Below are 21,976 nucleotides of genomic sequence, written 5' to 3'. Positions count from 1 at the left end.
CCCGCTAGCGGACCGCGTCGCCGAAGCGGAACTCGCGCGTCATCTCGTCGAGGCGCGCGAGCAAGGCCGCATCCAGCTTCACGCCCGGCGCGGCCAATGAATCCGGCAGCTGCGCCGCGCGGCTCGCGCCGATGATGGCGCAGGTGATGCCCGGCTGCGCCAGCACCCAGGCCACGGCCAGTTGCACCGGCGGAATGCCGGCGTCCTTGGCCAGCGCGACGAACTGCTGCACCACTTCGAACTCGCGCTCGTGCCAGTAGCGGTCCTTGTACATGGCCGCGGCATTGCCGACGGTGAAGCGGTTGTCCGCGCCCGGCGCCGCCAGGTCGCGGTGCTTGCCCGTGAGCAGGCCGCCGGCCAGCGGGTTGTAGCAAAGCGTGGCCAGGTTCTCGGCCTGGCACATGGGGAACAGGTCGCGCTCGAACTGGCGGAACAGCAGGTTGTAGCGGGGCTGCACCGTCGCCGGCCTGGTGACGCGCAAGGCCTCGGCGCGCCCCAGCATGCGGGCGACGCGCCAGGCGCTCCAGTTGGAGACGCCCACGTAGCGGGCGCGGCCGCTCTTGACCACCGTGTCCAGCGCCTCCAGCGTCTCGTCCAGCGGCGTGCTTTCGTCATCGCGGTGCAACTGGTACAGGTCGACGTAGTCGGTGCCCAGGCGCTTGAGCGACGCATCGATGGCATGCAGGATGTGCTTGCGCGAGGTGCCGCCCTGCCAGGGCAGCGGCCCCATGACGCCGGCGCACTTGGTGGCCAGCACCACCTGCTCGCGCTTGCCCTGCAGCCACTTGCCGACGATGCGCTCGGTTTCGCCCTTCAGCGCATGGTCCACGCCCAGCGGGTAGACGTCGGCCGTGTCGAAGAAGTTGACGCCGCCTTCGCAGGCCGCGTCCATGATGGCGAAGGATTCCTTTTCGTCGGCCTGCGTGCCGAAGGTCATCGTGCCCAGGCATAGGCGCGAAACCTGCAGGCCGGTGTTGCCGAGGCGGGTGAGTTTGCTCATTCGTACGTCTCCGGGGCTCAGATGCCCATGTCCTTGAAAACCTGGCGCGCCACCTTGAAGGCGCCCAGTCCTGCCGGCATGCCGCAGTAGACGGCGACCTGCAGGAAGCATTCCTTGATCTCGTCCTTGCTCATGCCGTTGTTGATGGCGCCGCGCACGTGCAGCCCCAGTTCCTCCGGCTTGCCCAGCGCCGCGATCATGCCCAGGTTCAGGATGCTGCGGCTGCGGCGGTCCAGGCCGGGGCGGTTCCAGATCTCGCCCCAGCAGAATTCGGTGACGAGCTCCTGCATGGGCATGCTGAAGTCGTCGGCGTTCTTCAGCGAAGCCTCGACGTGGCTTTCGCCCACCACGGCGCGGCGCACCGCCAGGCCCTTCTCGAACAGTTCCTTGTTCATGCTAGCTCCTTCTGTGCCAAGACCTGCAGTGTGCCGCGTTCCGCCTTACCATTCGCGCCATCCCTGAAGGAGCAAAAACCATGACCGCCAAAATCCAGACCCGCTGGGTCGCCATGAAGAACAGCGACACCGGCTACCAGGGCTACCTGGCGCTGCCGCCGGCCGGCAAGGGCCCCGGCATCGTGCTGTACCAGGAAATCTTCGGCGTCAACGGCCACATCCGCGGCGTTGCCGAGCAGTACGCGCAGGACGGCTTCGTCGTGCTGGCGCCCGACATGTTCTGGCGCGGCGCACAGAAAGTCGAACTCGGTTACGAAGGCGCCGACCGGGAACGCGCGCTGGAGCTGATGAAGTCCCTGAAGCCTGAGGAGATCCAGGCCGACGTCAAGGCCGCCGTGGCCACCCTGCGCGCGCTTCCTGAAGTGGCGGGCCAGAAGGTCGGCGCCGTCGGCTATTGCCTGGGCGGGCGCCTCGCCTACTTCAGCGCCGCGCTGACGGACGTGAATGCCGCGGTGTCCTACTACGGCGGCGGCATCCAGGACAACCTGCAGGTCGTCGACAAGATCAAGGTGCCCATGCAGTTCCACTACGCCGAGAACGACCACGCCATCCCGCTGGAGGCCGTGGAGAAAGTGAAGGCTGCCTTCGGCGACCGCGCCGAGTTCTTCGTGTACCCGGGCGCGCAGCACGGCTTCAACTGCTGGGACCGCGCCAGCTACCACCCGCGCAGCGCCGCCCTGGCCCATGGCCGCACCCTGGAGTTCTTCGCGCAGAACCTGTACGCGCAATAAAGCGACCCCACGGTCATCAAGGATGAGGAATCGCTTGCCAGAATGCCGGCTCCAACACCACGGAGAACGAAATGGCAAAGATCCTCGTCCTGTACCACAGCTTCTACGGCCACATCGAGGCGATGGCCAACGCCGTCGCTGACGGCGTGCGCCAGGTGGAAGGCTGCACCGTCGACATCAAGCGCGTGCCCGAGACGGTGCCGCAGGACCTGTTCGCCAAGTCCGGCGGCAAGGCCAACCAGCCGGCCCCCGTCGCCAAGCCGGAGGAGCTGGCGAACTACGACGCCATCATCTTCGGCACCGGCACGCGCTTCGGCAACATGACGGGCCAGATGCGCAACTTCCTGGACCAGACCGGCGCGCTGTGGATGTCGGGCGCGCTGGTGGGCAAGGTCGGCTCGGTGTTCTGCTCCAGCGCCACGCAGCATGGCGGCCAGGAAAGCACCATCCTCACCTTCATCCCCACGTTGTTGCACCAGGGCATGATCTACGTGGGCCTGCCCTATGCGGAGCAGCGCCAGATGGGCCTGGACGAGATCAAGGGCGGCAGCCCCTACGGCGCCTCCACCATCACCGGCGGCCAGGGCGAGCGCATGCCCAGCCAGCAGGAGCTGGGCATGGCCGGCTTCCAGGGCAAGCACGTGGCGACGATCGCGAAGAAGCTGTTCGGGTGATCAACCCAGCGCCGCGGCGACCGGCTGGTCCAACTCCGCCGCCGCGGCCTTCAGCCACTTCACCACGTTGTCGATCTTGCGTTCCATGCGCTTGACCGAGCCGGCAACTGTGATGACGTAGATGGCGCCCTGCCACTGGAAGCGGGCCGACACCGTCAGCGAATCCTCCACGCTTTCTTCGCGGTTGAGGAACCAGCCGCGCTCCTCGGAGGCGGCCACGTCCTTCTTCAGCGCCGCCTTGGACGTCAGCGTCTGCGGCGTCAGCGCCTTCAGGTTCAGGGCCGCCAGGATGCGGTCCTGCTCCGCCGGCTCCAGGCTCGCCAAGTAGGCCTTGCCGGCCGACGTGGCATGCAGCGCGCGCAGCGGCTCGCCCACCTTCACGCTCAGGCGCAGCGGGCTGTCAGCGTCGATGACGGACACGTAGGTGAGCGAGCCCTCCCCGGCCTTCATCAGGAACACCGACTCCTGCGCCTGGTCGCGCAGCTTCTCCAGCACCGGCTGCACGCGCGCCAGGAAGGGGTCGTTGTCCACCAGCACTTTGGCCAGGTCGAACAGGCGCGCCGTGGGGTAGTAGCCGCCGCGCGGGCGCACTTCGTAGATGTAGCCGCGCTCTTCCAGCGCGCGCAGCACGTCATGCGCGCTGGACACGGGGATGCCCAGCACCTTCATCAGCTCGGAGAGCACCAGCGGCCGCTTCGCCGTGGCGAAGGCTTCAAAGAAATCGAGCGTGCGGTTGACGATCTTGGACATGGCGGTCTGGTCTTGACACCAGGGGCGAGCATAAAGCAGAATTCGCAACCGCGAAAGTAATTTCGCCATTGCGATATTGGAGCAAATGGATGGCAGGCCCTCTGGCTGGAGTGCGGATTCTCGATTTGACCACCGTGGTGATGGGGCCCTTCGCGACCCAGATCCTCGGCGATTTCGGCGCGGACGTGATCAAGGTGGAATCGCCCGAGGGCGACTCCATGCGCAAGGTCGGGCCCTTCGTGCACCCGGGCATGGGCCCTCTGTACATGCAGGCCAACCGCAACAAGCGCAGCATCGTCCTGAACCTGAAGCAGCAGGAAGACAAGGACACCTTGCTGGCGCTGGTGAAGGAAGTGGATGTCCTGGTCTACAACATCCGGCCGCCCGCGATGCGCCGCCTGGGCCTGGACTACGAGACGCTCGCCAGGATCAACCCGGGCCTCATCATGTGCGGCGCCTTCGGCTTCGGCGAGAAAGGCCCTTATGCCGGCCGTCCCGCCTACGACGACATCCTGCAGGCCGCCAGCGGCATCTCCTCGGTGTTCCAGCGCGTCAACGGCAAGCCCAGCTACGCGCCCATCAACATCTGCGACCGCACCGTGGGCCTGTACCTGGCGACGACGATCTCCAGCGCCCTCTTCCACAAGCAGCGCACCGGCGAAGGCCAGGCCATCGAACTGCCGATGTTCGAGACCATGGCGCAGTTCGTCCTGGGCGACCACTTCGGCGGCGCCTTGTTCCAGCCGCCGCGCGGCGAGACCGGCTACAAGCGCCTGCTGTCCTCGCAGCGCGGCCCCTACCCGACGAAGGACGGCCACCTCTGCGTGGTGGTCTACACCGACGAACACTGGCGCAAGTTCTCGCGCATGCTGGGCGTGCCCGACCTGGTGGACAACGACCCGCGCTTCGCCTCGCTGCAGGAGCGCACGATCCGCTCCGAGGAGATGGGGGCTTACCTCAACTCGGCGCTGGTCGTGAAGACCACCGAGGAATGGCTGCGCCTGTTCGACGAGGCCGACATCCCCGCGAGCCCCGTCAACCGCATCGACGACCTGTTCGAAGATCCGCACCTGGAAGCGGTGGGCTTCTGGCAGGAGATGGAGCACCCCACCGAAGGACGCATCCGCGTGCCGGCGCCGGTGGGCACCTGGTCGCGCACGCAGCCCGAGGTGCGGCGCCTGCCGCCCAACCTGGGCGAGAACCAGGCCGAAGTGCTGCAAGAGATCCTGGGCCGCGAGGCCCGCTAACCCGAGGTTTTGGCCATGAAGATCCTGGTGCCCGTGAAGCGGGTGGTGGACTACAACGTGAAGGTCCGCGTGAAGTCGGACGGCAGCGGCGTCGATATCGCGAACCTGAAGATGTCGATGAATCCCTTCGATGAGATCGCCATCGAGGAGGCGGTGCGGCTGAAGGAAAAGGGGCTTGCCACCGAAGTTGTTGCCGTGTCTTGTGGGGTGGCGCAGTGCCAGGAGACCTTGCGGACCGCGATGGCGATCGGCGCGGATCGCGGCGTGCTCGTGGAGACCGCTGAATCGCTGGAGCCGCTGGCGGTCGCCAAGCTGCTGAAGGCGCTGGTGGACAAGGAGCAGCCGGGGCTGGTGGTGCTGGGCAAGCAGGCGATCGATGATGACTGCAACCAGACGGGGCAGATGCTGGCTGCTCTATGCGACCTTCCCCAGGCGACATTTGCGTCCAAGGTGGAAGTGGCCGACGGCAAGGCGCGGGTGACGCGCGAGGTGGATGGTGGCTTGGAGACGCTGTCTCTCTCGCTGCCTGCAATCGTGACGACCGACCTGCGCCTGAACGAGCCGCGCTACGTGACGCTGCCGAACATCATGAAGGCGAAGAAGAAGCCGCTGGAGACGGTGACTCCCGCTTCGCTCGGCGTCGAGGTTGCGCCTCGCCTGAAGACCTTGAAGGTCTCCGAGCCGCCCAAGCGTGGCGCAGGCGTGAAGGTACCCGACGTCGCGACGCTGGTTGCCAAGCTGAAGACCGAAGCGAAAGTAATCTGACAGCGAAAACGGACTTCCGGACGCAAAAGACGCAAAAGGACGCAAAGGGCGCAAAAGAAATCCATTGATTTTTCTTTGGCCCCTTTTGCGTCCTTTGCGAAACCTTTGCGACTTTTGCGTCCGGAAGTCCGCATTGAATTGGAATCCCCATGACCTCCCTCGTCATCGCCGAACACGACAACGCGTCCATCAAGGCCGCGACCCTCAATACCGTCACCGCGGCCAAGGCCTGCGGCGGCGAAGTGCACGTCCTCGTTGCTGGCGCGAATGCCGGTGAAGCCGCCAAGGCCGCCGCGCAGATCGCCGGCGTGTCCAAGGTGATCCACGCCGACGGCGCGCAGTTCGAACACGGCCTGGCCGAGAACGTCGCGGCGCAGGTGCTGGCGATTGCTTCGAACTACTCGCACATCCTGTTCCCGGCGACCGCCAGCGGCAAGAACATCGCCCCGCGCGTGGCCGCCAAGCTGGACGTCGCGCAGATCAGCGACATCACCAAGGTCGACAGCCCCGATACCTTCGAGCGCCCGATCTACGCCGGCAACGCCATCGCCAGCGTGCAGAGCACGGACAAGGTGAAGGTGATCACCGTGCGCACGACCGGCTTCGACCCGGCCGCCGCCACCGGCGGCAGCGCCGCCGTCGAAAGCGCCAGCGCCGTCGCCGACAGCGGCAAGAGCACCTTCGTCGGCGCCGAAATCGCCAAGAGCGACCGCCCCGAGCTGACCGCCGCCAAGATCATCGTCTCCGGTGGCCGGGCGCTGGGCTCCAGCGAGAAGTTCCATGAAGTGCTGGAGCCGCTGGCCGACAAGCTGGGCGCCGCCATCGGTGCCTCGCGCGCCGCGGTGGACGCCGGCTACGCGCCCAACGATTTCCAGGTCGGCCAGACCGGCAAGATCGTCGCGCCGCAGCTGTACATCGCCCTGGGCATCTCCGGCGCGATCCAGCACCTGGCCGGCATGAAGGACTCCAAGGTGATCGTCGCGATCAACAAGGACCCCGAAGCGCCGATCTTCAGCGTGGCCGACTACGGCCTCGAGGCCGACCTGTTCACGGCCGTGCCGGAAATGGCGGGCCTGCTGTGAAGGCCTGCATCGTCGGTGCCGGCGCGATCGGTGGCCACGTCGCCGTGAAGCTGGCGCGCGCCGGCGCGACGGTCAGCGTGCTTGCCCGCGGCGCGACGCTGGAAGCGATCCGCGCCAACGGCCTGGTGCTGGAGCAGGACGGCCAGCAGCTGCATGCCGATGTGAAGGCCGCCGACGATGCGCAAGCCCTCGGCCCGCAGGACCTCGTGCTCGTCACCACCAAGTCCACGGCCCTCGGCGACATCGCACGCCAGCTGCCGCCGCTGGTGGGCCCGCACACCAGCGTGGCCTTCCTGCAGAACGGCGTGACCTGGTGGTACCCGCTGGGCCTGCCGGCCGGCAAGCCGCGCCCGCCGCAGCTGCCGATGTTCGCGCTGGCCGACGCGTTCCTGCGCTACCTGCGGCCCGAGCAGGTGCTGGGCGGCATCATCTACAGCGCCAACGAAGTACTGCGGCCTGGCGTGGTGCGCAACAACTCGCCGCGCAACGCGATCGAGCTCGCCGCCGTCGACGACAGCGAGCGGCCCGCCGTGACCGCCGCACGTGCGCTGCTGGAACAGGCAGGCATCGAATCGCCTGCCGTGCGGGAGATCCGCGCCAACCTGTGGCTCAAGCTGGTGGGCAACGCGTGCGCCTCGCCGCTGTCCGTCGCCATGGGCAACCCGAGCGCCCTGGTGAACGACCCGGCGCTCAACGCGGTCTACGTGCGCATGCTGAAGGAATGCCTCGCGGTGGCGGCTGCCCACGGCTACGACGTGGCGGACCAGTTCGACTTGACGCGCTGGACCCAGCACCGGGCGCGCCACAAGCCGTCGATGTTGCAGGACTACGAAGCGGGCCGCGCGATGGAGGTCGGCGAGATGGTGCTCGCGCCCGTGGCGTTTGCGCGGGCCGCGGGCGTGGATGCGCCGACCCTGGAGGCGGTGAGCGCGATCGTGGCGAGGTTGGCGATCGACAAGGGATTGTTCACGCCGGCGTGAGACCGGGACGACCATGGAGGCTGGGTTGCCGCGCAGCGGCACCCCAGCTTTCCGGCCATCATCCCGGACGCGCCAGGTTGTGCAGCTCGGCTCCGTCCAACCAGCGCTGAAGGTTCGCCAGGAACATCTCCTCCGTCCTTCCTACGAAGCCCTTGGACATCGCGGCCACATGCGGCGAAATCAGGGTACGCGGCAAGTCCCACCACGGCGATTCCGCCGGCAGCGGCTCTTCGACGAACACGTCCGCATAGACCGCACCGAGCCGGCCCGCACGCACCGCGTCGAACAGGTCCGCCTCGACCACCACCTCGCCGCGCGCCACGTTCACCAGCCCCGCATGCGCGGGCAGGCGGGCCAGCAGCGCCGCATCGACCAGGTCGCGCGTCTGCGCATTGAGCGGACAGCAAAGCAGCAGCCAATCCGCCTGCGGCAGCAGCGCCGGCAATTGCTCCTGCGCAGCCACCGCATCGCAATCCGCGTGCGGTCCGGCCTGGCGCCGAACGCCCGTCACCCGCAACCCCAGCGCACGCAGTCCGCGCGCCACGCGCGAACCAATGGCCCCCAGGCCGATCACCACCGCGTGCTGGCCGTCGAGGTCCCGCGGCAACGTCGGCGCGGACCAGCGTCGCGCATCCTGGTCGCGCACCCAGCCCGGCACGCCGCGCGCCAGCGCCAGCACGCCAGCGATCGCCGTCTGCGCGACCGAGGCGGCATTCGCGCCAGGAGAAGAAGTGACGGCCACGCCGCGCCGCATCGCGTCCTGCAGCAAGGGACGATCCGTCCCGGACGCCGCGGTATGCAGCCAGCGCAGAGAAGGCGCGGAATTCACCGCCGCCCCGAAAGCCGCCAGCGCCGGGTTCGGCGCCTGCTTGTTGCTGGCCTTCATCAGGTCGGGCGACAGGAAGGCCGCCTGCACGTCGGCCAGCTGCTGCGCGGACAGCGTCGCGCCTTCCGGCAGCAACTGCACGCGGCCACGGCCGGCCAGCACTTCATGCAGGCGATCGCCGCAGCGCCGGCCGCAGCTTTCCGTCACCAGGACGGCACGGGACTCATTGCTCATAGCCCGGATTGTGCTTGTCCAGCAGGCGCAGCATCGCCGGCCATTCCATCTCGCCCAGCGGCGTCGCCGGCAGGCCCAGCGAACTCTTGTTGCCGGCGTACTGCTGGTTGGACAGCCGCACCAGCTCCGCCGAAGGCTGGATCAGCGGGCTGTTGGCCGCCTGCGCCAGCAGCTGGATCTGGCAGACGCGCTCCAGCCGGTAGATGCTGTTGAAGGCCTGCGCCACTGTGGCGCCGCAGGCCAGCAGGCCGTGATTGCGCAGCACCATCACGTCGCGCGCGCCGAGGTCGGCCACGAGCCGGCCCTTCTCGCTTTCGTTGAACACCACGCCTTCGTAGTCGTGGTACGCGATGTCCGCGAAACGCATGGCCGACTGCGAGATCGGCAGGATGCCGCATTGCAGCGCCGACACCGCGATGCCGGCCGGCGTGTGCGTGTGGACCACGCAGCCCACGTCGGGCCGCGCTTCGTGCACGGCGCTGTGGATGATGTAGCCCGCGTTATTGATGCTGTACCTGGCGTGCGGGTTGTGCAGGATGTTGCCCGCCACGTCGATGCGGATCAGGCTGGAGGCCGTGATCTCCTCGTACAGCCAGCCGAAGGGATTGAGCAGGATCTCCTCGGTGCCGGGGATGCGCGCCGAGATGTGGTTGGAGACCAGGTCGGTCATGCCGAACAGCGACACCAGGCGATAGCAGGCTGCGAGGTCGACGCGCGTCTTCCACTCCTCCTCGGAGCAGTCGGGGCGGGGAATCGAAAGGCTCACCGCGCTCACTCCGGCTGGATGTTCAGCGCCTTGGCCATCGCGCCCCAGTGCTGGTACTGCGCGTCGACGTAGGCGCCGAATTCGGCCGGCGTCATCGCCCGCGTGTCCTGCGTGCCCTTGCGCATGATGTCCTGCACCACCGGGTCCTTCAGCGCCTGGTTCAGCGCCGCGTTCACCTTGTCGATGATGTCCCTGGGCGTGCCCTTCGGCGCGAACAGGCCGGCCCAGATCTCCACTTCCACGCCCGGCACACCCTCTTCCGCCATGGTCGGAATCTCGGGATGCGTGCTCAGGCGATGCGGGCCGGCCACCGCGAGGGGCTTGATCTTGCGGCCATCGTAGAGGCCGCCGCCTGCGGTGAAGTCGCCGAAGATGTAGTCGATGCGGCCCGCCGCCACCTCGGAGTGCGCCTGCGGCGTGGAGTTGTAGTTGACCTCCACGACCTTGCTGTAGGTCTTCAGCCGGAACATGGCCGTCGCGAAGCGCGCCGACGCATTCGGCACCGCGAAGTTCAAGCCGTCGGGTCGCGCGGCCGCCTGCGCCATGACGTCCTTCACCTTCGCCGCCGGATTGCCGCTGGCCGTGAACAGCACCGGCGAAGTCCCCACCAGGAAGCCCACGGGCGCGAAGTCCGAAAGGCTGTAGGGCAGGCTCTTGAACAGGAAGGGGTTGATCGAATGCGTCGTCAGCGACGTCATGAAGAAGGTGTAGCCGTCCGGCGCCGCGCGGGCCGCGGCCTGCGCGCCGATGAAGCTGTTGGCGCCGGGCCGGTTCTCGATGACGAAGCTGGCGCCCAGCTGCTTGCCCATCACCTGCGCCACCGCGCGGGTGGTGACGTCGGTGCCGCCGCCGGCGGCGAAGGGCACGATGATGCTGACGGGACGCGCGGGCCAGGCCGGCTGCGCCTGCGATGCGGCGGCGCAGGCCAGCCCCGCCGCGAGCGCCAGGGCGCCGCGGATGAAAGTCGAACGGTGCATGTCAGTCGGTGGTGATGTTGCGCTCGCGGATGATCTTCTGGTACGCGGCCTGGTCGGACGCCACCAGTTGCGCCAGCGCGGCAGGGCCTTCGGCGCGCACGGGCAGCGCCGAGTCGAGCAGCTTGCGGCTCACTTCGCGGTCGTTCAGCGCCACCTCGATGTGGTGGGCCAGGAATTGCACGATGTCCGGCGGCAGCCCGCCCGGCCCGAAGAAGCCGAGCCAGGTGGTGAGGTCGAAGCCGGGCACCGTCTCCGCGATCGTCGGGAGGTTGGGCGCGCCGGGGAAGCGCTTGGTCTCGCCGATGGCGAGGATCTTCAGCTTGCCTTCGGACTGGTAGTTCTTGACCGCCGATAAGGTGACGATGCCGGCCTTGATGTTGCCGGCCAGCAGGTCGGTGACCATGGGGCCGCCGCCGCGGTACGGCACGTGCGTCCACTCGAAGCCGGCGCGCTGCGCGAACAGCAGGCCGCCCACGTGCTGCGGCGAGCCGGCGCCGGCGGTGCCGAAATTCAGTTCACCCGGATGCGCCTTGCCGTAGGCGATGAGCTCGGCGATGTTGTTCACCGGCAGCGAGGGATGCACCGCGATGCAGACCACCGCGTTGACGCCGCAGGTGATGGGCGTCAGCTCCTTGTTCGGGTCGAAGCCGATGCTCTTGTAGACGTAGGGATTGATCGTGACGATCGGCTGCGTCGCCAGCAGGATGCGATAGCCGTCCGGCGGCGACTTGGCCACGTAAGCCGCACCGACGTTGCCGTTGGCGCCGCCGCGGTTGTCCACCACCACGGGCACGCCCACGTCCGGCTGCATGCGCTGCTGCACGAGGCGCGCGACCTGGTCGGTGCTCGCGCCCGGCGGATAGGGCACGACGATGGTGAGGGGGCGGTTCGGGTAGGCCTGCGCGATGGCGAGCGGCGCAGCAGCCGCAGCCGCACAGCCGCCGGCGGCCACCAGCAGGCGGCGACGGGTGAGATTCATGGGGAGTCCGGTCCGTGTCAAACGTCCGGACATTAGGACGAAGCCGGGGGGCTTGTCAACCGGGTTTACCTCTTCGAGGTCTTACTCCGCGTTCCAGTTCAACTGCCACCGCGTCGTCAGCTTGAACCGGTCCTGCGGATGCGTGTTGATCGCCACCGACAGCAGCGATTCGTCGGCCCCGAGGTAATAGCGCAGCACGCGCAAGGCCGGCGCTCCAGGCTTCGCGTGCAGCAGTTCGGCGATCTTCTTGGGCAGCGACACGCAGGTGATCTCCTGCTGCAGCGCATGCACCTTCTCGCCACGCAGCTCCTCGATCAGCTGGTACACGGTCTGCCCGGGCCGGTGGATGCGGTCGCGGATGGCCGCGTAGGACGGTTGCACGAGCGTCTCGGTATAGGCGATGGGCTCCTTGCCGCCGGGGCCGGCCGGATAGCGCAGCGACGTGAAGCGCGGCCAGCTCTGGCCCGCGGCGTCGGGCAGCACCTTCAGCCATTCGCCCTTGATCTCCACCTGGTCCTCGCCCAGCAGTTGCACGCGCGTCTGCTTGGTGAAGGCGAACAGGTCGCTCGGGTCCGAGATGCTCGCCGTGTAGCGCGCATTGACCGACTTCGCCTGGATCGTGGTGCCCACGCCCGCACGGCGTGTCACCAGGCCCAGGTCCGTGAGCTGGCGCACCGCCTCGCGCGCCGTGTAGCGCGAGATGGCGAAGCGCTCGCAGATCTCGATCTCGGTGGGCAGCATGCCGCCCACCGGGAACTTGCCCTGCTCGATCTCCTGCATCAGCGTCTGGGCGACGGTGATGTAGCGGGGAACGGACTTGCTGATGGCATGGGCAGGCATCGCGCGGATTATCGCCAAGCCCCGGTCGTCGCCCCTTGACAACAGCAGGGTCACATGGTTGAATTCGCTATAGCGATAAATAATTCGCCATTCCGAATATCTGAAAACCGGCCCGAAGGCCGGAACCAAGCGAAGGAACACCGTGAAAGAAGCCATGGCCGACACGCCGGAGCGCGTGCAACTGCGCGAAGCCGTCCGCGAGATCTGCGACCGGTTCGACGACCATTACTGGGGCGAACTCGATCGCACCCACACCTTCCCGCACGAGTTCACGCAGGCCATCGCCGAAGGCGGCTGGCTGGGCATCGCGATGCCGACCGAGTACGGCGGCGCCGGCCTGGGCGTCACCGAGGCGGCGATCATGATGCAGACGGTGGGCGCCTCGGCTGGCTACTTCGCCGCCTGCTCGGCCATCCACATCAACATCTTCGGCCTGCACTCCATCGTCAAGCACGGCACCGAGGAACAGAAGCAGCGCTGGCTGCCGGGCGTCATCAATGGCAGCATCCGCGCCTGCTTCGGCGTGACCGAACCCGATGCCGGCCTGGACACGACGCGCATCAAGACGCGCGCCGTCCGCCACGGCGACAAGTACGTCGTGCACGGCCAGAAGATCTGGACCAGCACCGCGCAGCAGGCGCAGAAGATCGTGCTGCTGGCCCGCACCACGCCGCGCGAGGAATGCGCCAAGCCCACCGACGGCATCTCGCTGTTCTTCGCCGACATGGACCCGCGCTGGGTCCAGGTGACCGAGATCCCCAAGATGGGCCGGCACGCGGTGAACTCCAACCAGACCTTCATCGACGGCCTGGAGATCCCGGTCACCGACCGCATCGGCGAGGAAGGCAAGGGCTTCCGCTACATCCTCGACTCGCTCAACCCCGAGCGCATCCTGAACGCCGCCGAAGTCATCGGCATGGGCCGCCGCGCGCTGGACAAGGCCGCCCGGTACGCACAGGAGCGCGTGGTGTTCAACCGCCCGATCGGCCAGAACCAGTCCATCCAGCATCCGCTGGCCGAATGCTGGTCCGAGCTGTACGCGGCCGAACTCATGACGATGCGCGCCGCCGACCTCTATGACGCCGGCAAGCCCTGCGGCGCCGAAGCCAACGCCGCCAAGTACCTGGCCGCCGACGCCGGCTTCCATTCCTGCGACCGCGCCATCCGCACCCACGGCGGCATGGGCTACGCGCAGGAATACCATGTCGAGCGCTATTTCCGCGAGATGGTGGCCACGCAGCTGGCGCCGGTGTCGCGCGAGATGATCCTGAGCTTCATCGCCGAGCGCGAGCTGGGCCTGCCCAAGTCCTACTAAGGAGCGCGTCTTGACCCAGTCCATCCTCCTCGAGCGCCGCGGCGCCGCCCTGTGGATCACGATCAACAGAGAAGAGCGCCGCAACGCGATCAACCCGGAAGTCATCGCCGGCATCCATGAAGCGCTGCGCGGCGTTGCCGCCGATGCGGGCATCCGCGCCGTGGTGCTCACCGGCGCCGGCGAAAAGGCCTTCTGCGCCGGCGCCGACCTGACGCGCGGTACCGGCGTCTTCACCGAAGGCGCGGCCGCCGAGACCACCACCGACTTCGGGCGGCTGGCCCGCTTTGCCCGCGAGCTGCGCGTGCCCTTGATCGCCCGCATCAACGGCGCCTGCGTCGCCGGCGGCATGGGCCTGATGTCGCTGTGCGACCTGTGCGTCGTCGCCGACCACGCGCGCTTCGGCCTGCCGGAGGCCAAGGTCGGCGTGTTCGCCATGCAGGTGCTGGTGTTCCTGCGCCGCATGATCGCGCCGCGCTACGTCAATGAGCTGTGCTTCACCGGCGAGCTGATCGACGCGCAGCGCGCGCGCGAGATGGGCATCGCCAACGCTGTCGTGCCCTATGCGCAGCTCGACGCGAAGGTCGACGAGATGGTTGACCGCATCGCTGCCTGCTCGCCGATGGCGGTGCAGCGGGGCCGCTCCGCCATTGCCGGCATGGAGTGGATGGGCTGGAACGAAGCGCTCACCTACGCCGAGACGCAGATCGCCGTGGCGTCCGCCAGCCCGGATGCGAAGGAAGGCCTGGCCGCCTTCAACGAGAAGCGCGCGCCCGCGTGGGCGCCGAAGAGAGAGGTATGACCATGGCAGAACGCATCGTCCGCATCGGCGGCGCTTCCGGCGCCTGGGGCGACAGCCCGCGCGGCATCGGCCAGCTGCTCGGCACGCAGGTCGACTACCTGATGATGGATTACCTCGCCGAGGTGACCATGTCGCTGCTGGCTCGCGCCCGCATGAAGGACCCCGAGGCCGGCTTCCCGCCCGATTTCGTCGACTACCTGAAGCCGCACCTGAAGGCGCTGGCCGAACGCAAGGTCAAGGTGGTCAGCAACGCCGGCGGCGTCAACCCCGCCGCCTGCAAGCGCGCGCTGGAAGCGGCCTGCGCGGAGCAAGGCCTGTCGCTGAAGGTGGCCGTCGTCACCGGCGACGACCTGCTGCCGCAGATCGATGCCTTGCGCGAGGAAGGCGTTCGCGAGTGGGTCAGCGGCGAGCCGCTGCCCAAGCGCATGCTCACGGCCAACGCCTACCTCGGCGCCTTGCCCATCGCAGCTGCGCTGGCCAAGGGCGCAGACATCGTCATCACCGGCCGCTGCGCGGACAGCGCTCTCGGCCTGGGCATCCTGATGCACGAATTCGGCTGGCAGCCCGGCGACTACGACCGCCTGGCGGCCGGCTCGCTGGTGGGCCACGTGCTCGAGTGCGGCCCGCAGGCCACCGGCGGCGTGTTCACCGACTGGGAGCGCGTGCCGGACTGGCACGACATCGGCTACCCCATCGCCGAATGCAAGGCAGACGGCAGCTTCTGGCTGACCAAGCCTCCGGGCACCGGCGGCCTGGTCGACACCGCTTGCGTCGCCGAACAGGTGCTGTACGAGATCGGCGACCCGCGCGCCTACATGCTGCCCGACGTGGTGGCGGATTTCTCGCGCGTGCGCCTGACCCAGGAATCGTCCGAGCGCGTGCTGGTGCAAGGCGCCATCGGCCGCGCGCCGACCGCGCAGTACAAGGTGTCGGCCACTTACCAGGATGGCTACCGCTCCGTCGCCATGGCCGTGATCATCGGCGCCGATGCCGTGCGCAAGTCCGAACGCAGCGCCCAGGCGCTGGTGGACCGCGCGCAAGCCATGTTCAAGCAGCGCGGCATCGCGCCCTTCAAGCGCGTGCACATGGAGATGCTGGGCGCCGAGTCGGCCTACCTCGCCGACGCGAAGACCCGCGCGACGCGCGAGGTGGTGATGCGCCTCGTGGTGGAGCATGACGACGCCAAGGCGCTGGGCCTGTTCGCGCGCGAGATCGGCTCGGCCGGCCTCAGCTTCGCCCAGGGCACGGCGTCCTTGATCGGCGGCCGGCCGAAGCCGACTCCGGTGGTGCGCCTGTTCACTTTCTTCGTCGACAAGGCACGCCTGAATCCCCTGATGGTGCAGGTGGCTGGCGAGCCGGCCTTCGCGGTGGAAGTGCCGGCCACGGGCGGCTACGAAGCGCCTGCGGCGGAGCCCGTGCAGGGCAAGGCCGCTGACCGCGCGAGCGTCGAAGTGCCGCTGATCCAGCTGGCGCACTCGCGCAGCGGCGACAAGGGCAACAGCTCCAACATCGCCATCTTCGCCCGCAAGCCCGAGTACCGCGACCACATCGCCGCCTGGCTGACGCCCGAGCGCGTGGCTGCGCACTTCGCCGGCAGCGTGTCCGGCGCCGTGACGGTGTTCGACGCGCCCGGCCTGCATGCCATCAACTTCCTGCTGGAAGACGCGCTCGGCGGCGGCGGCATGGCTTCGATGCGCATCGACCCGCAGGGCAAGGCCTATGGCCAGCGGCTGCTGGAAATCATGCTGCCGGTGCCCGCTGAATGGGCCTGAAACAAGACACAACGAGACGAACCGAGACGATGTCCTTCCACGATTCCCTGCTTTCCCGTCGCACTGTCCTCCAGGCGCTCACGGCCTCCGCCTTCGCGCCGCAAGCCTTCGCGCAAGCCGGCTTCCCTGCGCGCACCGTCGAACTGATCGTGCCTTACCCGCCCGGCGGTTCCACCGACGTCGTGGCCCGCATGCTCGCGGCCAAGATGCCCGCGCTGCTGGGCCAGACCATGATCGTGGACAACCGCGCCGGCGGCAACGGCAACATCGGCACCGCCTTCGTAGCCCGTTCGCCCGCCGACGGCCACCGCCTGCTGATGGCGACCAGCGCGCTGGTCACGATCAACCCGCACATCCACAAGAACCCCGGCTTCGAGCCGTTCAAGGACTTCGCGCCGGTCTCGCTGATCTGCAATGGCGCGCTGGTCGTCGCCGTCGGCGCGCAGAGCCCGGTGAAGTCGCTGCGCGATCTCATCGCGCTGGCGAAGAAGGAGCCGAAGGGCGTTTTCTACGCGACGCCGAGCTCGGGCACGCCGCAGCACCTGATGGGCGAGCTGCTGAACCAGGCTGCCGGCATCAGCATGACGCCGGTGCACTACAAGGGCGTGGCGCCCGCCATCACCGACCTGATCGGCGGCCAGGTGCAGGTGCTGTTCTCCACCTATGCAGCGATCAAGCCGCAGGTGGACTCCGGCAAGATGCGCGTCATCGCCGTGGCGGAAGCCAGGCGCCTGCCGGAAGCACCGCAAGTGCCCACCATCGCCGAAACCTTTCCCGGCTTCGAGATGACCACCTGGTTCGGCATCTTCGCCCCGGCTGGCACGCCGGCGCCGGTGATCGCCAAGCTGGAGAAGTCCTTCGCCGCGGCCGTGGCGACCAAGGAAGCGCAGGATCTGCTGCAGTCGTTGGCCCTGCCGCCGGTGGGTGGCAGCGCCGCGCAGCTGGCGCAGGTGCTGCGGCGGGATTACGACAAGCTGGGCAAGGTGATCCGGGAGAAGAACATCACGGCGGATTGAGTCCGCGGGAACAAGCTGGGGTCGGCTCGTCGCCGAACCCAGCCTACGTGGAGAGTTGCCGGACGTCGGGCAGGTCCTGCAAGTTCTCCAGCTTGTTCAACAGGACTTCCCCATTCTCGAAGCCACCCGCCTCGGCGCACTGCAGGAACTTCCTCCGCCGCGCCTGCGCATCCAGTGGGCGCCGCGCATGCCCCAAGGCGTAAGCCACCTCGCCGCTATCGAACACGCGGCCATCCTTCATCGTCACCACCACCCGGTCCCAGGGCGAGAACACCGGGTCGTCGGCGCTCTTCTCCTCGTGCAGCCGCAGCGTCGTGGCGGCGATCAGCCGCTGCACCAGCGGCGCATGGATGAAATCGTCTGACAGCTGCGCGAAGCTGGCGTCGCGCGCCACCAGCCCGCTCGCGGCCGCGAACTCCACGCTGTACTTGGCCTCGAAAGGCGTGCGCACCTCGTGGTGCCGGGCCATCCAGGCTTGCATGGAACCGATATCCACCTGCACGCCCTGCACGCCCTCGGCGGAGAAGCCCGGCTGCCGCGCGACGTCGGCCGCCGCATCGACCACGCGGTGCGTCGAATAGCAGACCGGATACTTCTTGATCGACAAGCCCTGCGTCACGATGCGCAGCTCGCCCGGATCGAACACGCCGTCCAGACGTGCGCGGCGTTGCGGCGAGATCGCCTTCAGCAGGCCCGGGTCGCGCTCCAGCGCGTCCGACGACGCGGTCAGCCCCTCCGCCGCCAGCCGCGCGGCCAGCAGGCCCGCGGACGATGCGCGGGCGACCTGGATGGCCTTGGTCTGGGTGCCGAAGTTGGCGACCAGCCCGCCCGTCATGCTGGCAGCGGCGGCGATGGCGGCCGTGCACTGTTGCGCGTCGAGGCCCCGAAGCCGCGCCACGGCCGCAGCCACCGCCGGCGGCCCCAGCATGCAGCTGGGATGCCAGCCGGCGCCATGCAGCGCATCCGGTTCGCGCGAGGCCAGTTCCGCCAGCACCTCGTAGCCGACGACGTAGGCCTGCAACAAGTCGCGGCCACTGCGCCCCAGCGTCTCGGCTTCAGCCAGCAGCGCCGGCACCAGCAAGGCGCTCGGGTGGCAGCCGGCCGCCACGTCGTCCATCGCCAAGGCATGGGTCGCGACGCCGTTCAGGAAGGCGGCATCCAGTGCGCGGGTACGCACGGGGCCGAGGAGCACACTGGCTTCGCCGCTGCTTGCCGCCAGGCCCTCGGGCAGCAGCACCTTGCGCAGGGTGGCAAAGGCCGCGTCCTTGCGGCCGGCGAACATGGTGCCGATGGCGTCGCAGACGCCGGCAGCCGCCACCTGCAGCGCGGCAGCGGGAAAGTCTTGCGGGCGGGCGGCGAAGGCGCCCAGCGAAGCCGTAAGGCCGGAATCAGGATTCATCGTTGTTGCGCGGGCGGTGGCAGCACCTTGCCCGGGTTCATGAGGCCCAGGGGATCCAGGGCCTCCTTGATGCGTTGCATCAGTTCCAGTTCGAGCGGCGCCTTGTAGCGCGCCATCTCGTCGACCTTCAGCAAGCCGATGCCGTGTTCGGCCGAAATGCTGCCATCGAGCTCGTGCACCAGGTCGTGCACGATGCGGTTCATGCGTTCACGCTCGGCGAAGAAGCGCTGCGGCTCCCAGCCCAGGGGCTGCACCAGGTTGAAGTGCAGGTTGCCGTCGCCCATGTGGCCGAAGGGAATGACGCGGATGCCGGGGATCGCCGCTTCGCAGGCAGCCGTGCCGCGCCGGATCATCTCGGGCACTTGGCTCACCGGCACCGCGATGTCGTGCTTGATCAGCCCGCCTTCCTGGTGCTGGTGGCCGCCGGCCGTCACCTCGCGCAGGCGCCACAGCTCGCGCCGCTGCGTCTCGCTGTCGGCAATGGCAGCGTCGAGCACCAGCCCGCGGGCCAGCGCCGTCTCCAGCACTTCCTCCAACGCGGCGCGCAGGCCGCTCGCGCGCGGCGAGGACAGCTCCAGCAGCACGTACCAGGCGTGACGTTCGCCCAGCGGGTCGCGGCCGCCCATGTTGCGCAGGCCGATGTCCAGGCCGTTGCGCGGCAGCAGCTCGAAGGCGTTGGCCGCGTCGCCGGTGATTTCGCGAGTGAGGTTCAGCAGTTCCAGCGCCGCCTGCGGGTCGGTGACTGCGACGAAGGCCGTCTGCCGTTCTCGCGGCGCGGGGAACAGCTTCAGCGAAGCGGCCGTGATGATGCCCAGCGTGCCTTCCGCACCGACGAACAGGTGCCGCAACGCATAGCCGGTGTTGTCCTTGCGCAGGCTGCGCAGCCCGTCCCAGATGCGGCCATCGGGCAGCACGACTTCCAGGCCCAGCATCAGGTCGCGCGCATTGCCGTAGCGCAGCACGTTGATGCCGCCGGCATTGGTGGACAGGTTGCCGCCGATGCGGCAGCTGCCCTCGCCGCCCAGCGACAGCGGGAAGAAGCAGCCGGCGTCGCGCGCCGCCTGCTGCAGGTCGGCCAGGATGCAGCCGGCCTCCACCGTCATCGTGAAGTTGGCGGTGTCGATGGCACGGATGCGGTTCAGCCTTTCGGTCGCGAGCACCACGGCGCCGGCTTGCGGCACGCCGCCGCCGCAGGCGCCGGTGTTGCCGCCCTGCGGCACCACGGGCACACGCAGTTGCGCACACAGCGCCACCACCTGCGCGACCTGCTGCGTGTCCGCAGGGCGCGCCACGGCGATTGCGTTCCCGCGGAAAAGGCGGCGCTCCTCGACCAGATAGCGCTCCATCGCCTCCGCTTCGGTGAGGCAATAGCTCTCGCCGACGATGCGACGCAGGCCGTCCAGCAACCCCGTCATGCGCGGCGCCCCGCCAGCCATTGCTCCAGCACGCCGGCCACGCCGTCCGAATAGGCCAGCATCGCGTCCTGCGCGAGGAAGCCCATGTGCGGCGTGATCAGCACATTGGGCACGCCGCGCAGCGGATGCTGCAGCGGCAGCGGCTCCTCGTCGAAGACGTCCAGCGCCGCGACGCCCGGGCGGCCGGCCTTCAGCGCCTGCACCAGGTCGTCCTGCACCACCAGCGAAGCGCGCGAGGTGTTCACCAGCACGGCATCCGGCTTCATCAGCGCGAGCAGCCGTGCGTCGACGAGGCCGGTGGTGCTGGCGGAAGCCACCAGGTGGATGGTGACGACATCGGAAGTCGCCATCAGTTCTTCCAGCGGCACCGAGCGCGCGCCGGCTTCTGCCGCGCGTTCCGGCGTCATGTGCGGGCTCCAGGTGACCAACTCCATGCCGAAGGCAGCGCCGACGCGCGCGACCAGGGAGCCGATGTTGCCCAGCCCGAGCAGGCCGAGGCGCTTGCCGTGCAGCATCGCCGGCAAGGCGTCCAGGCCCGGCTGGCGCCAGCCGCCTGCTTCCACCGTACGCACCTGCTGCAGCAAGCGGCGGCGCGCGGCCAGGATCAGCGACCAGGCCTGCTCGCAGGTGCTTTCGCGGCCGGGGCCGCCATCGGTGCCCTGGACCGGGATGCCGCGCGCATCGAGTGCGGCGCGGTCCAGTTTCATGTTGCGCGGGCCCGTGTGCACGACTGTTTCCAGGGCGGGCATGCGGGCGATGAGGTCCGCGGTCAGCGGAGTGCGGTCGCGATTGAGTACCAGAGCCTGGGCGTCGCGCACCAGCGCGAACAAGGCCTCGTCCTGCACCGTGTCCCGGTGCACCGCGAGGCGCGTGCGCTGCTTCAGGGCGGCCCAGCGGGGGCCTTCGGTGAGAGCGCTTTCCCAGTCGTCCAGCACCACCACGTTCGGCAGTGCGATTTCGTTCATTCGATGGTCACGTTGTTGTCACGCACGATGGGCGTGAACATCGCAGTATCGTCCTTCACGAGCTTCGCCAGCGCCGCAGGGCCTTCGGCGCGCTCCACCATGCCGCGGGCCAGCAGGCGCTGGCGCATCTCGGGCTCGGACAGGATCGCGCGCAGTTCGGTCGCCACCTGGTCCACCTGCGCCTGGGGCGTGCCGCTGCGGGCGAAGAAGCCGAACCAGGACGTGATGTCGAAGCCGGGCACCGATTCGCGCAGCGCGGGCACGCCCTCGGCGGACGGCACGCGGCCCGGCTCGCCGATGCCCAGGATGCGCAGCCGGCCTTCGTCGGCAAAGGGCTTGCTGGTCGCGTAGTCGACGATCGACAGCTGGATCTGGCCGCCCAGCAGGTCGGTGAGGTTGGGCGCGGCGCCGCGGTAGGCGACGTGCGTCAGCGGCGTGCCGGCCATCTTCGACAGGCGCAATCCGGCCAGGTGCATGGGCGTGCCGATGCCGGAGGTGCCGTAGGCCGTGCCGGGATGCGCCTTGGCGTACTGCACGAAGTCCGCCAGGTTCTTCACCGGCAGGCTGGAATTGACGGCGGCGACCACCACCACGTTGACCGCCGCGGTCACGGGCACGAGGTCCTTCACCTCGTAGCCCATGTTCTTGAACAGCAGCGGGTTGATCGTGACCATGGGCTGCGTCGCGAGCAGCAGGGCCGAGCCTTCCTGCGCCGTCTTCGCGACCCAGGCGGCGCCGATGTTGCCGGCGGCGCCCGGCTTGTTGTCCACCAGCACCGTGCGCTTCAGGCGCGCGGCCAGCTGGGGCGCGACTTCGCGGGCCAGCACGTCGGGCGCGCCGCCAGGCGCGTAGGGCACGACGATGGTGAGCGGCGCGGTCTGGGCACCGGCGAAAGGCGCGACGGCCAGCAGGGCGGCAGCAAGGGCGAGGCTGCGGCGGCGCAGCGGCTGGAAAGTGGCAAACGGCATAATGTCCGTATGTTTGGTTTT

At 68.6% G+C, this 21,976-nt stretch carries 22 protein-coding genes; 10 read left to right on the top strand and 12 right to left on the bottom strand.

The genetic code is table 11. From position 1 onward, the window contains the following. Nucleotides 1–4: 4 nt before the first annotated feature. Together HHL11_RS13875 and HHL11_RS13870 are read right to left on the bottom strand one after the other, a co-directional pair. A complete protein-coding gene (locus HHL11_RS13875) occupies nt 5–1,000 on the bottom strand; it encodes an aldo/keto reductase (RefSeq protein ID WP_169418940.1) in 996 nt (331 codons plus the stop codon). 17 nt (nt 1,001–1,017) lie between these two features. Beyond that, nucleotides 1,018–1,395, bottom strand: a complete 378-nt coding sequence (locus HHL11_RS13870) for a carboxymuconolactone decarboxylase family protein (protein WP_169418939.1) — start codon at nt 1,393–1,395, stop codon at nt 1,018–1,020. A gap of 92 nt (nt 1,396–1,487) precedes the next feature. Between HHL11_RS13870 and HHL11_RS13865 the strand changes: the two genes are divergently transcribed. Both HHL11_RS13865 and wrbA read left to right on the top strand, forming a co-directional pair. Then, nucleotides 1,488–2,186 (top strand): dienelactone hydrolase family protein, encoded by a 699-nt coding sequence (locus tag HHL11_RS13865; protein ID WP_425355209.1) that lies wholly within the window; start codon nt 1,488–1,490, stop codon nt 2,184–2,186. 71 nt (nt 2,187–2,257) lie between these two features. Continuing rightward, nucleotides 2,258–2,860 (top strand): NAD(P)H:quinone oxidoreductase, encoded by a 603-nt coding sequence (wrbA, locus tag HHL11_RS13860; protein ID WP_169418937.1) that lies wholly within the window; start codon nt 2,258–2,260, stop codon nt 2,858–2,860. Here the strand turns inward: wrbA and HHL11_RS13855 are convergent, their stop codons facing one another. Then, on the bottom strand, nt 2,861–3,610 hold the full coding sequence (locus HHL11_RS13855) for an IclR family transcriptional regulator (RefSeq protein ID WP_169418936.1): 750 nt from the start codon (nt 3,608–3,610) through the stop codon (nt 2,861–2,863). Nucleotides 3,611–3,699: 89 nt separating this feature from the next. On the opposite strand from HHL11_RS13855, the gene HHL11_RS13850 reads away from it, so the two are divergent. The 4 genes from HHL11_RS13850 to HHL11_RS13835 all read left to right on the top strand — a co-directional run bounded on the left by HHL11_RS13850 (nt 3,700) and on the right by HHL11_RS13835 (nt 7,684). Then, nucleotides 3,700–4,857, top strand: a complete 1,158-nt coding sequence (locus tag HHL11_RS13850) for a CaiB/BaiF CoA transferase family protein (RefSeq protein WP_169418935.1) — start codon at nt 3,700–3,702, stop codon at nt 4,855–4,857. Nucleotides 4,858–4,872: 15 nt separating this feature from the next. Next, entirely contained in the window at nt 4,873–5,622 is a 750-nt protein-coding gene (locus HHL11_RS13845) for an electron transfer flavoprotein subunit beta/FixA family protein (RefSeq protein ID WP_169418934.1), read from the top strand. Between the two features lie 149 nt (nt 5,623–5,771). Continuing rightward, nucleotides 5,772–6,704, top strand: coding sequence for an electron transfer flavoprotein subunit alpha/FixB family protein (locus HHL11_RS13840; protein ID WP_169418933.1), 933 nt, complete (start codon nt 5,772–5,774; stop codon nt 6,702–6,704). Beyond that, the gene (locus tag HHL11_RS13835) at nt 6,701–7,684 is read left to right on the top strand and encodes a 2-dehydropantoate 2-reductase (RefSeq protein WP_169418932.1); all 984 of its coding nucleotides are present in this window, start codon (nt 6,701–6,703) and stop codon (nt 7,682–7,684) included. Before HHL11_RS13840 ends, HHL11_RS13835 begins: the two co-directional genes overlap by 4 nt. Nucleotides 7,685–7,742: 58 nt before the next feature. On the opposite strand, the gene HHL11_RS13830 is transcribed toward HHL11_RS13835, so the two are convergent. The 5 genes from HHL11_RS13830 to HHL11_RS13810 all read right to left on the bottom strand — a co-directional run bounded on the left by HHL11_RS13830 (nt 7,743) and on the right by HHL11_RS13810 (nt 12,306). Beyond that, nucleotides 7,743–8,744 (bottom strand): D-2-hydroxyacid dehydrogenase, encoded by a 1,002-nt coding sequence (locus tag HHL11_RS13830; protein ID WP_169418931.1) that lies wholly within the window; start codon nt 8,742–8,744, stop codon nt 7,743–7,745. Then, nucleotides 8,734–9,510 carry a class II aldolase/adducin family protein gene (locus HHL11_RS13825; protein ID WP_342593217.1) on the bottom strand — a complete coding sequence of 259 codons (777 nt, stop codon included), beginning with the start codon at nt 9,508–9,510 and terminating at the stop codon, nt 8,734–8,736. Before HHL11_RS13825 ends, HHL11_RS13830 begins: the two co-directional genes overlap by 11 nt. Nucleotides 9,511–9,515: 5 nt before the next feature. Further along, on the bottom strand, nt 9,516–10,487 hold the full coding sequence (locus tag HHL11_RS13820) for a Bug family tripartite tricarboxylate transporter substrate binding protein (RefSeq protein ID WP_169418929.1): 972 nt from the start codon (nt 10,485–10,487) through the stop codon (nt 9,516–9,518). Nucleotide 10,488: 1 nt separating this feature from the next. Further along, the gene (locus HHL11_RS13815; RefSeq protein ID WP_169418928.1) at nt 10,489–11,466 is read right to left on the bottom strand and encodes a Bug family tripartite tricarboxylate transporter substrate binding protein; all 978 of its coding nucleotides are present in this window, start codon (nt 11,464–11,466) and stop codon (nt 10,489–10,491) included. 81 nt (nt 11,467–11,547) lie between these two features. Then, a complete protein-coding gene (locus tag HHL11_RS13810; protein ID WP_169418927.1) occupies nt 11,548–12,306 on the bottom strand; it encodes a GntR family transcriptional regulator in 759 nt (252 codons plus the stop codon). A gap of 154 nt (nt 12,307–12,460) precedes the next feature. Here HHL11_RS13810 and HHL11_RS13805 point away from each other — a divergent pair, with 154 nt between their 5' ends. From HHL11_RS13805 to HHL11_RS13790, 4 genes are read left to right on the top strand one after another with little or no spacing between them, the layout of a single operon-like run. Then, nucleotides 12,461–13,621, top strand: coding sequence for an acyl-CoA dehydrogenase family protein (locus HHL11_RS13805; protein ID WP_169420046.1), 1,161 nt, complete (start codon nt 12,461–12,463; stop codon nt 13,619–13,621). A 10-nt stretch (nt 13,622–13,631) separates the two neighbouring features. Continuing rightward, a complete protein-coding gene (locus HHL11_RS13800) occupies nt 13,632–14,420 on the top strand; it encodes an enoyl-CoA hydratase-related protein (protein WP_169418926.1) in 789 nt (262 codons plus the stop codon). Continuing rightward, nucleotides 14,417–16,192 (top strand): acyclic terpene utilization AtuA family protein, encoded by a 1,776-nt coding sequence (locus HHL11_RS13795; RefSeq protein WP_342593216.1) that lies wholly within the window; start codon nt 14,417–14,419, stop codon nt 16,190–16,192. Before HHL11_RS13800 ends, HHL11_RS13795 begins: the two co-directional genes overlap by 4 nt. A gap of 29 nt (nt 16,193–16,221) precedes the next feature. Continuing rightward, a complete protein-coding gene (locus HHL11_RS13790) occupies nt 16,222–17,208 on the top strand; it encodes a Bug family tripartite tricarboxylate transporter substrate binding protein (RefSeq protein ID WP_169418925.1) in 987 nt (328 codons plus the stop codon). Nucleotides 17,209–17,251: 43 nt separating this feature from the next. Here HHL11_RS13790 and HHL11_RS13785 read toward each other — a convergent pair whose 3' ends face one another. From HHL11_RS13785 to HHL11_RS13770, 4 genes are read right to left on the bottom strand one after another with little or no spacing between them, the layout of a single operon-like run. Next, complete coding sequence (locus tag HHL11_RS13785; protein ID WP_169418924.1) at nt 17,252–18,607, bottom strand: MmgE/PrpD family protein; 1,356 nt, start codon at nt 18,605–18,607, stop codon at nt 17,252–17,254. After that, nucleotides 18,604–20,022, bottom strand: a complete 1,419-nt coding sequence (locus HHL11_RS13780) for an FAD-binding oxidoreductase (protein ID WP_169418923.1) — start codon at nt 20,020–20,022, stop codon at nt 18,604–18,606. Before HHL11_RS13780 ends, HHL11_RS13785 begins: the two co-directional genes overlap by 4 nt. Then, nucleotides 20,019–20,987 carry an NAD(P)-dependent oxidoreductase gene (locus HHL11_RS13775; protein ID WP_169418922.1) on the bottom strand — a complete coding sequence of 323 codons (969 nt, stop codon included), beginning with the start codon at nt 20,985–20,987 and terminating at the stop codon, nt 20,019–20,021. Before HHL11_RS13775 ends, HHL11_RS13780 begins: the two co-directional genes overlap by 4 nt. Then, the gene (locus HHL11_RS13770; RefSeq protein WP_169418921.1) at nt 20,984–21,955 is read right to left on the bottom strand and encodes a tripartite tricarboxylate transporter substrate binding protein; all 972 of its coding nucleotides are present in this window, start codon (nt 21,953–21,955) and stop codon (nt 20,984–20,986) included. Before HHL11_RS13770 ends, HHL11_RS13775 begins: the two co-directional genes overlap by 4 nt. Nucleotides 21,956–21,976 lie beyond the last annotated feature (21 nt).

Source organism: Ramlibacter agri (assembly GCF_012927085.1).
GTDB classification, from domain to species: Bacteria; Pseudomonadota; Gammaproteobacteria; order Burkholderiales; family Burkholderiaceae_C; genus Ramlibacter; species Ramlibacter agri.
This window is presented reverse-complemented; position numbering and strand designations above follow the sequence as displayed.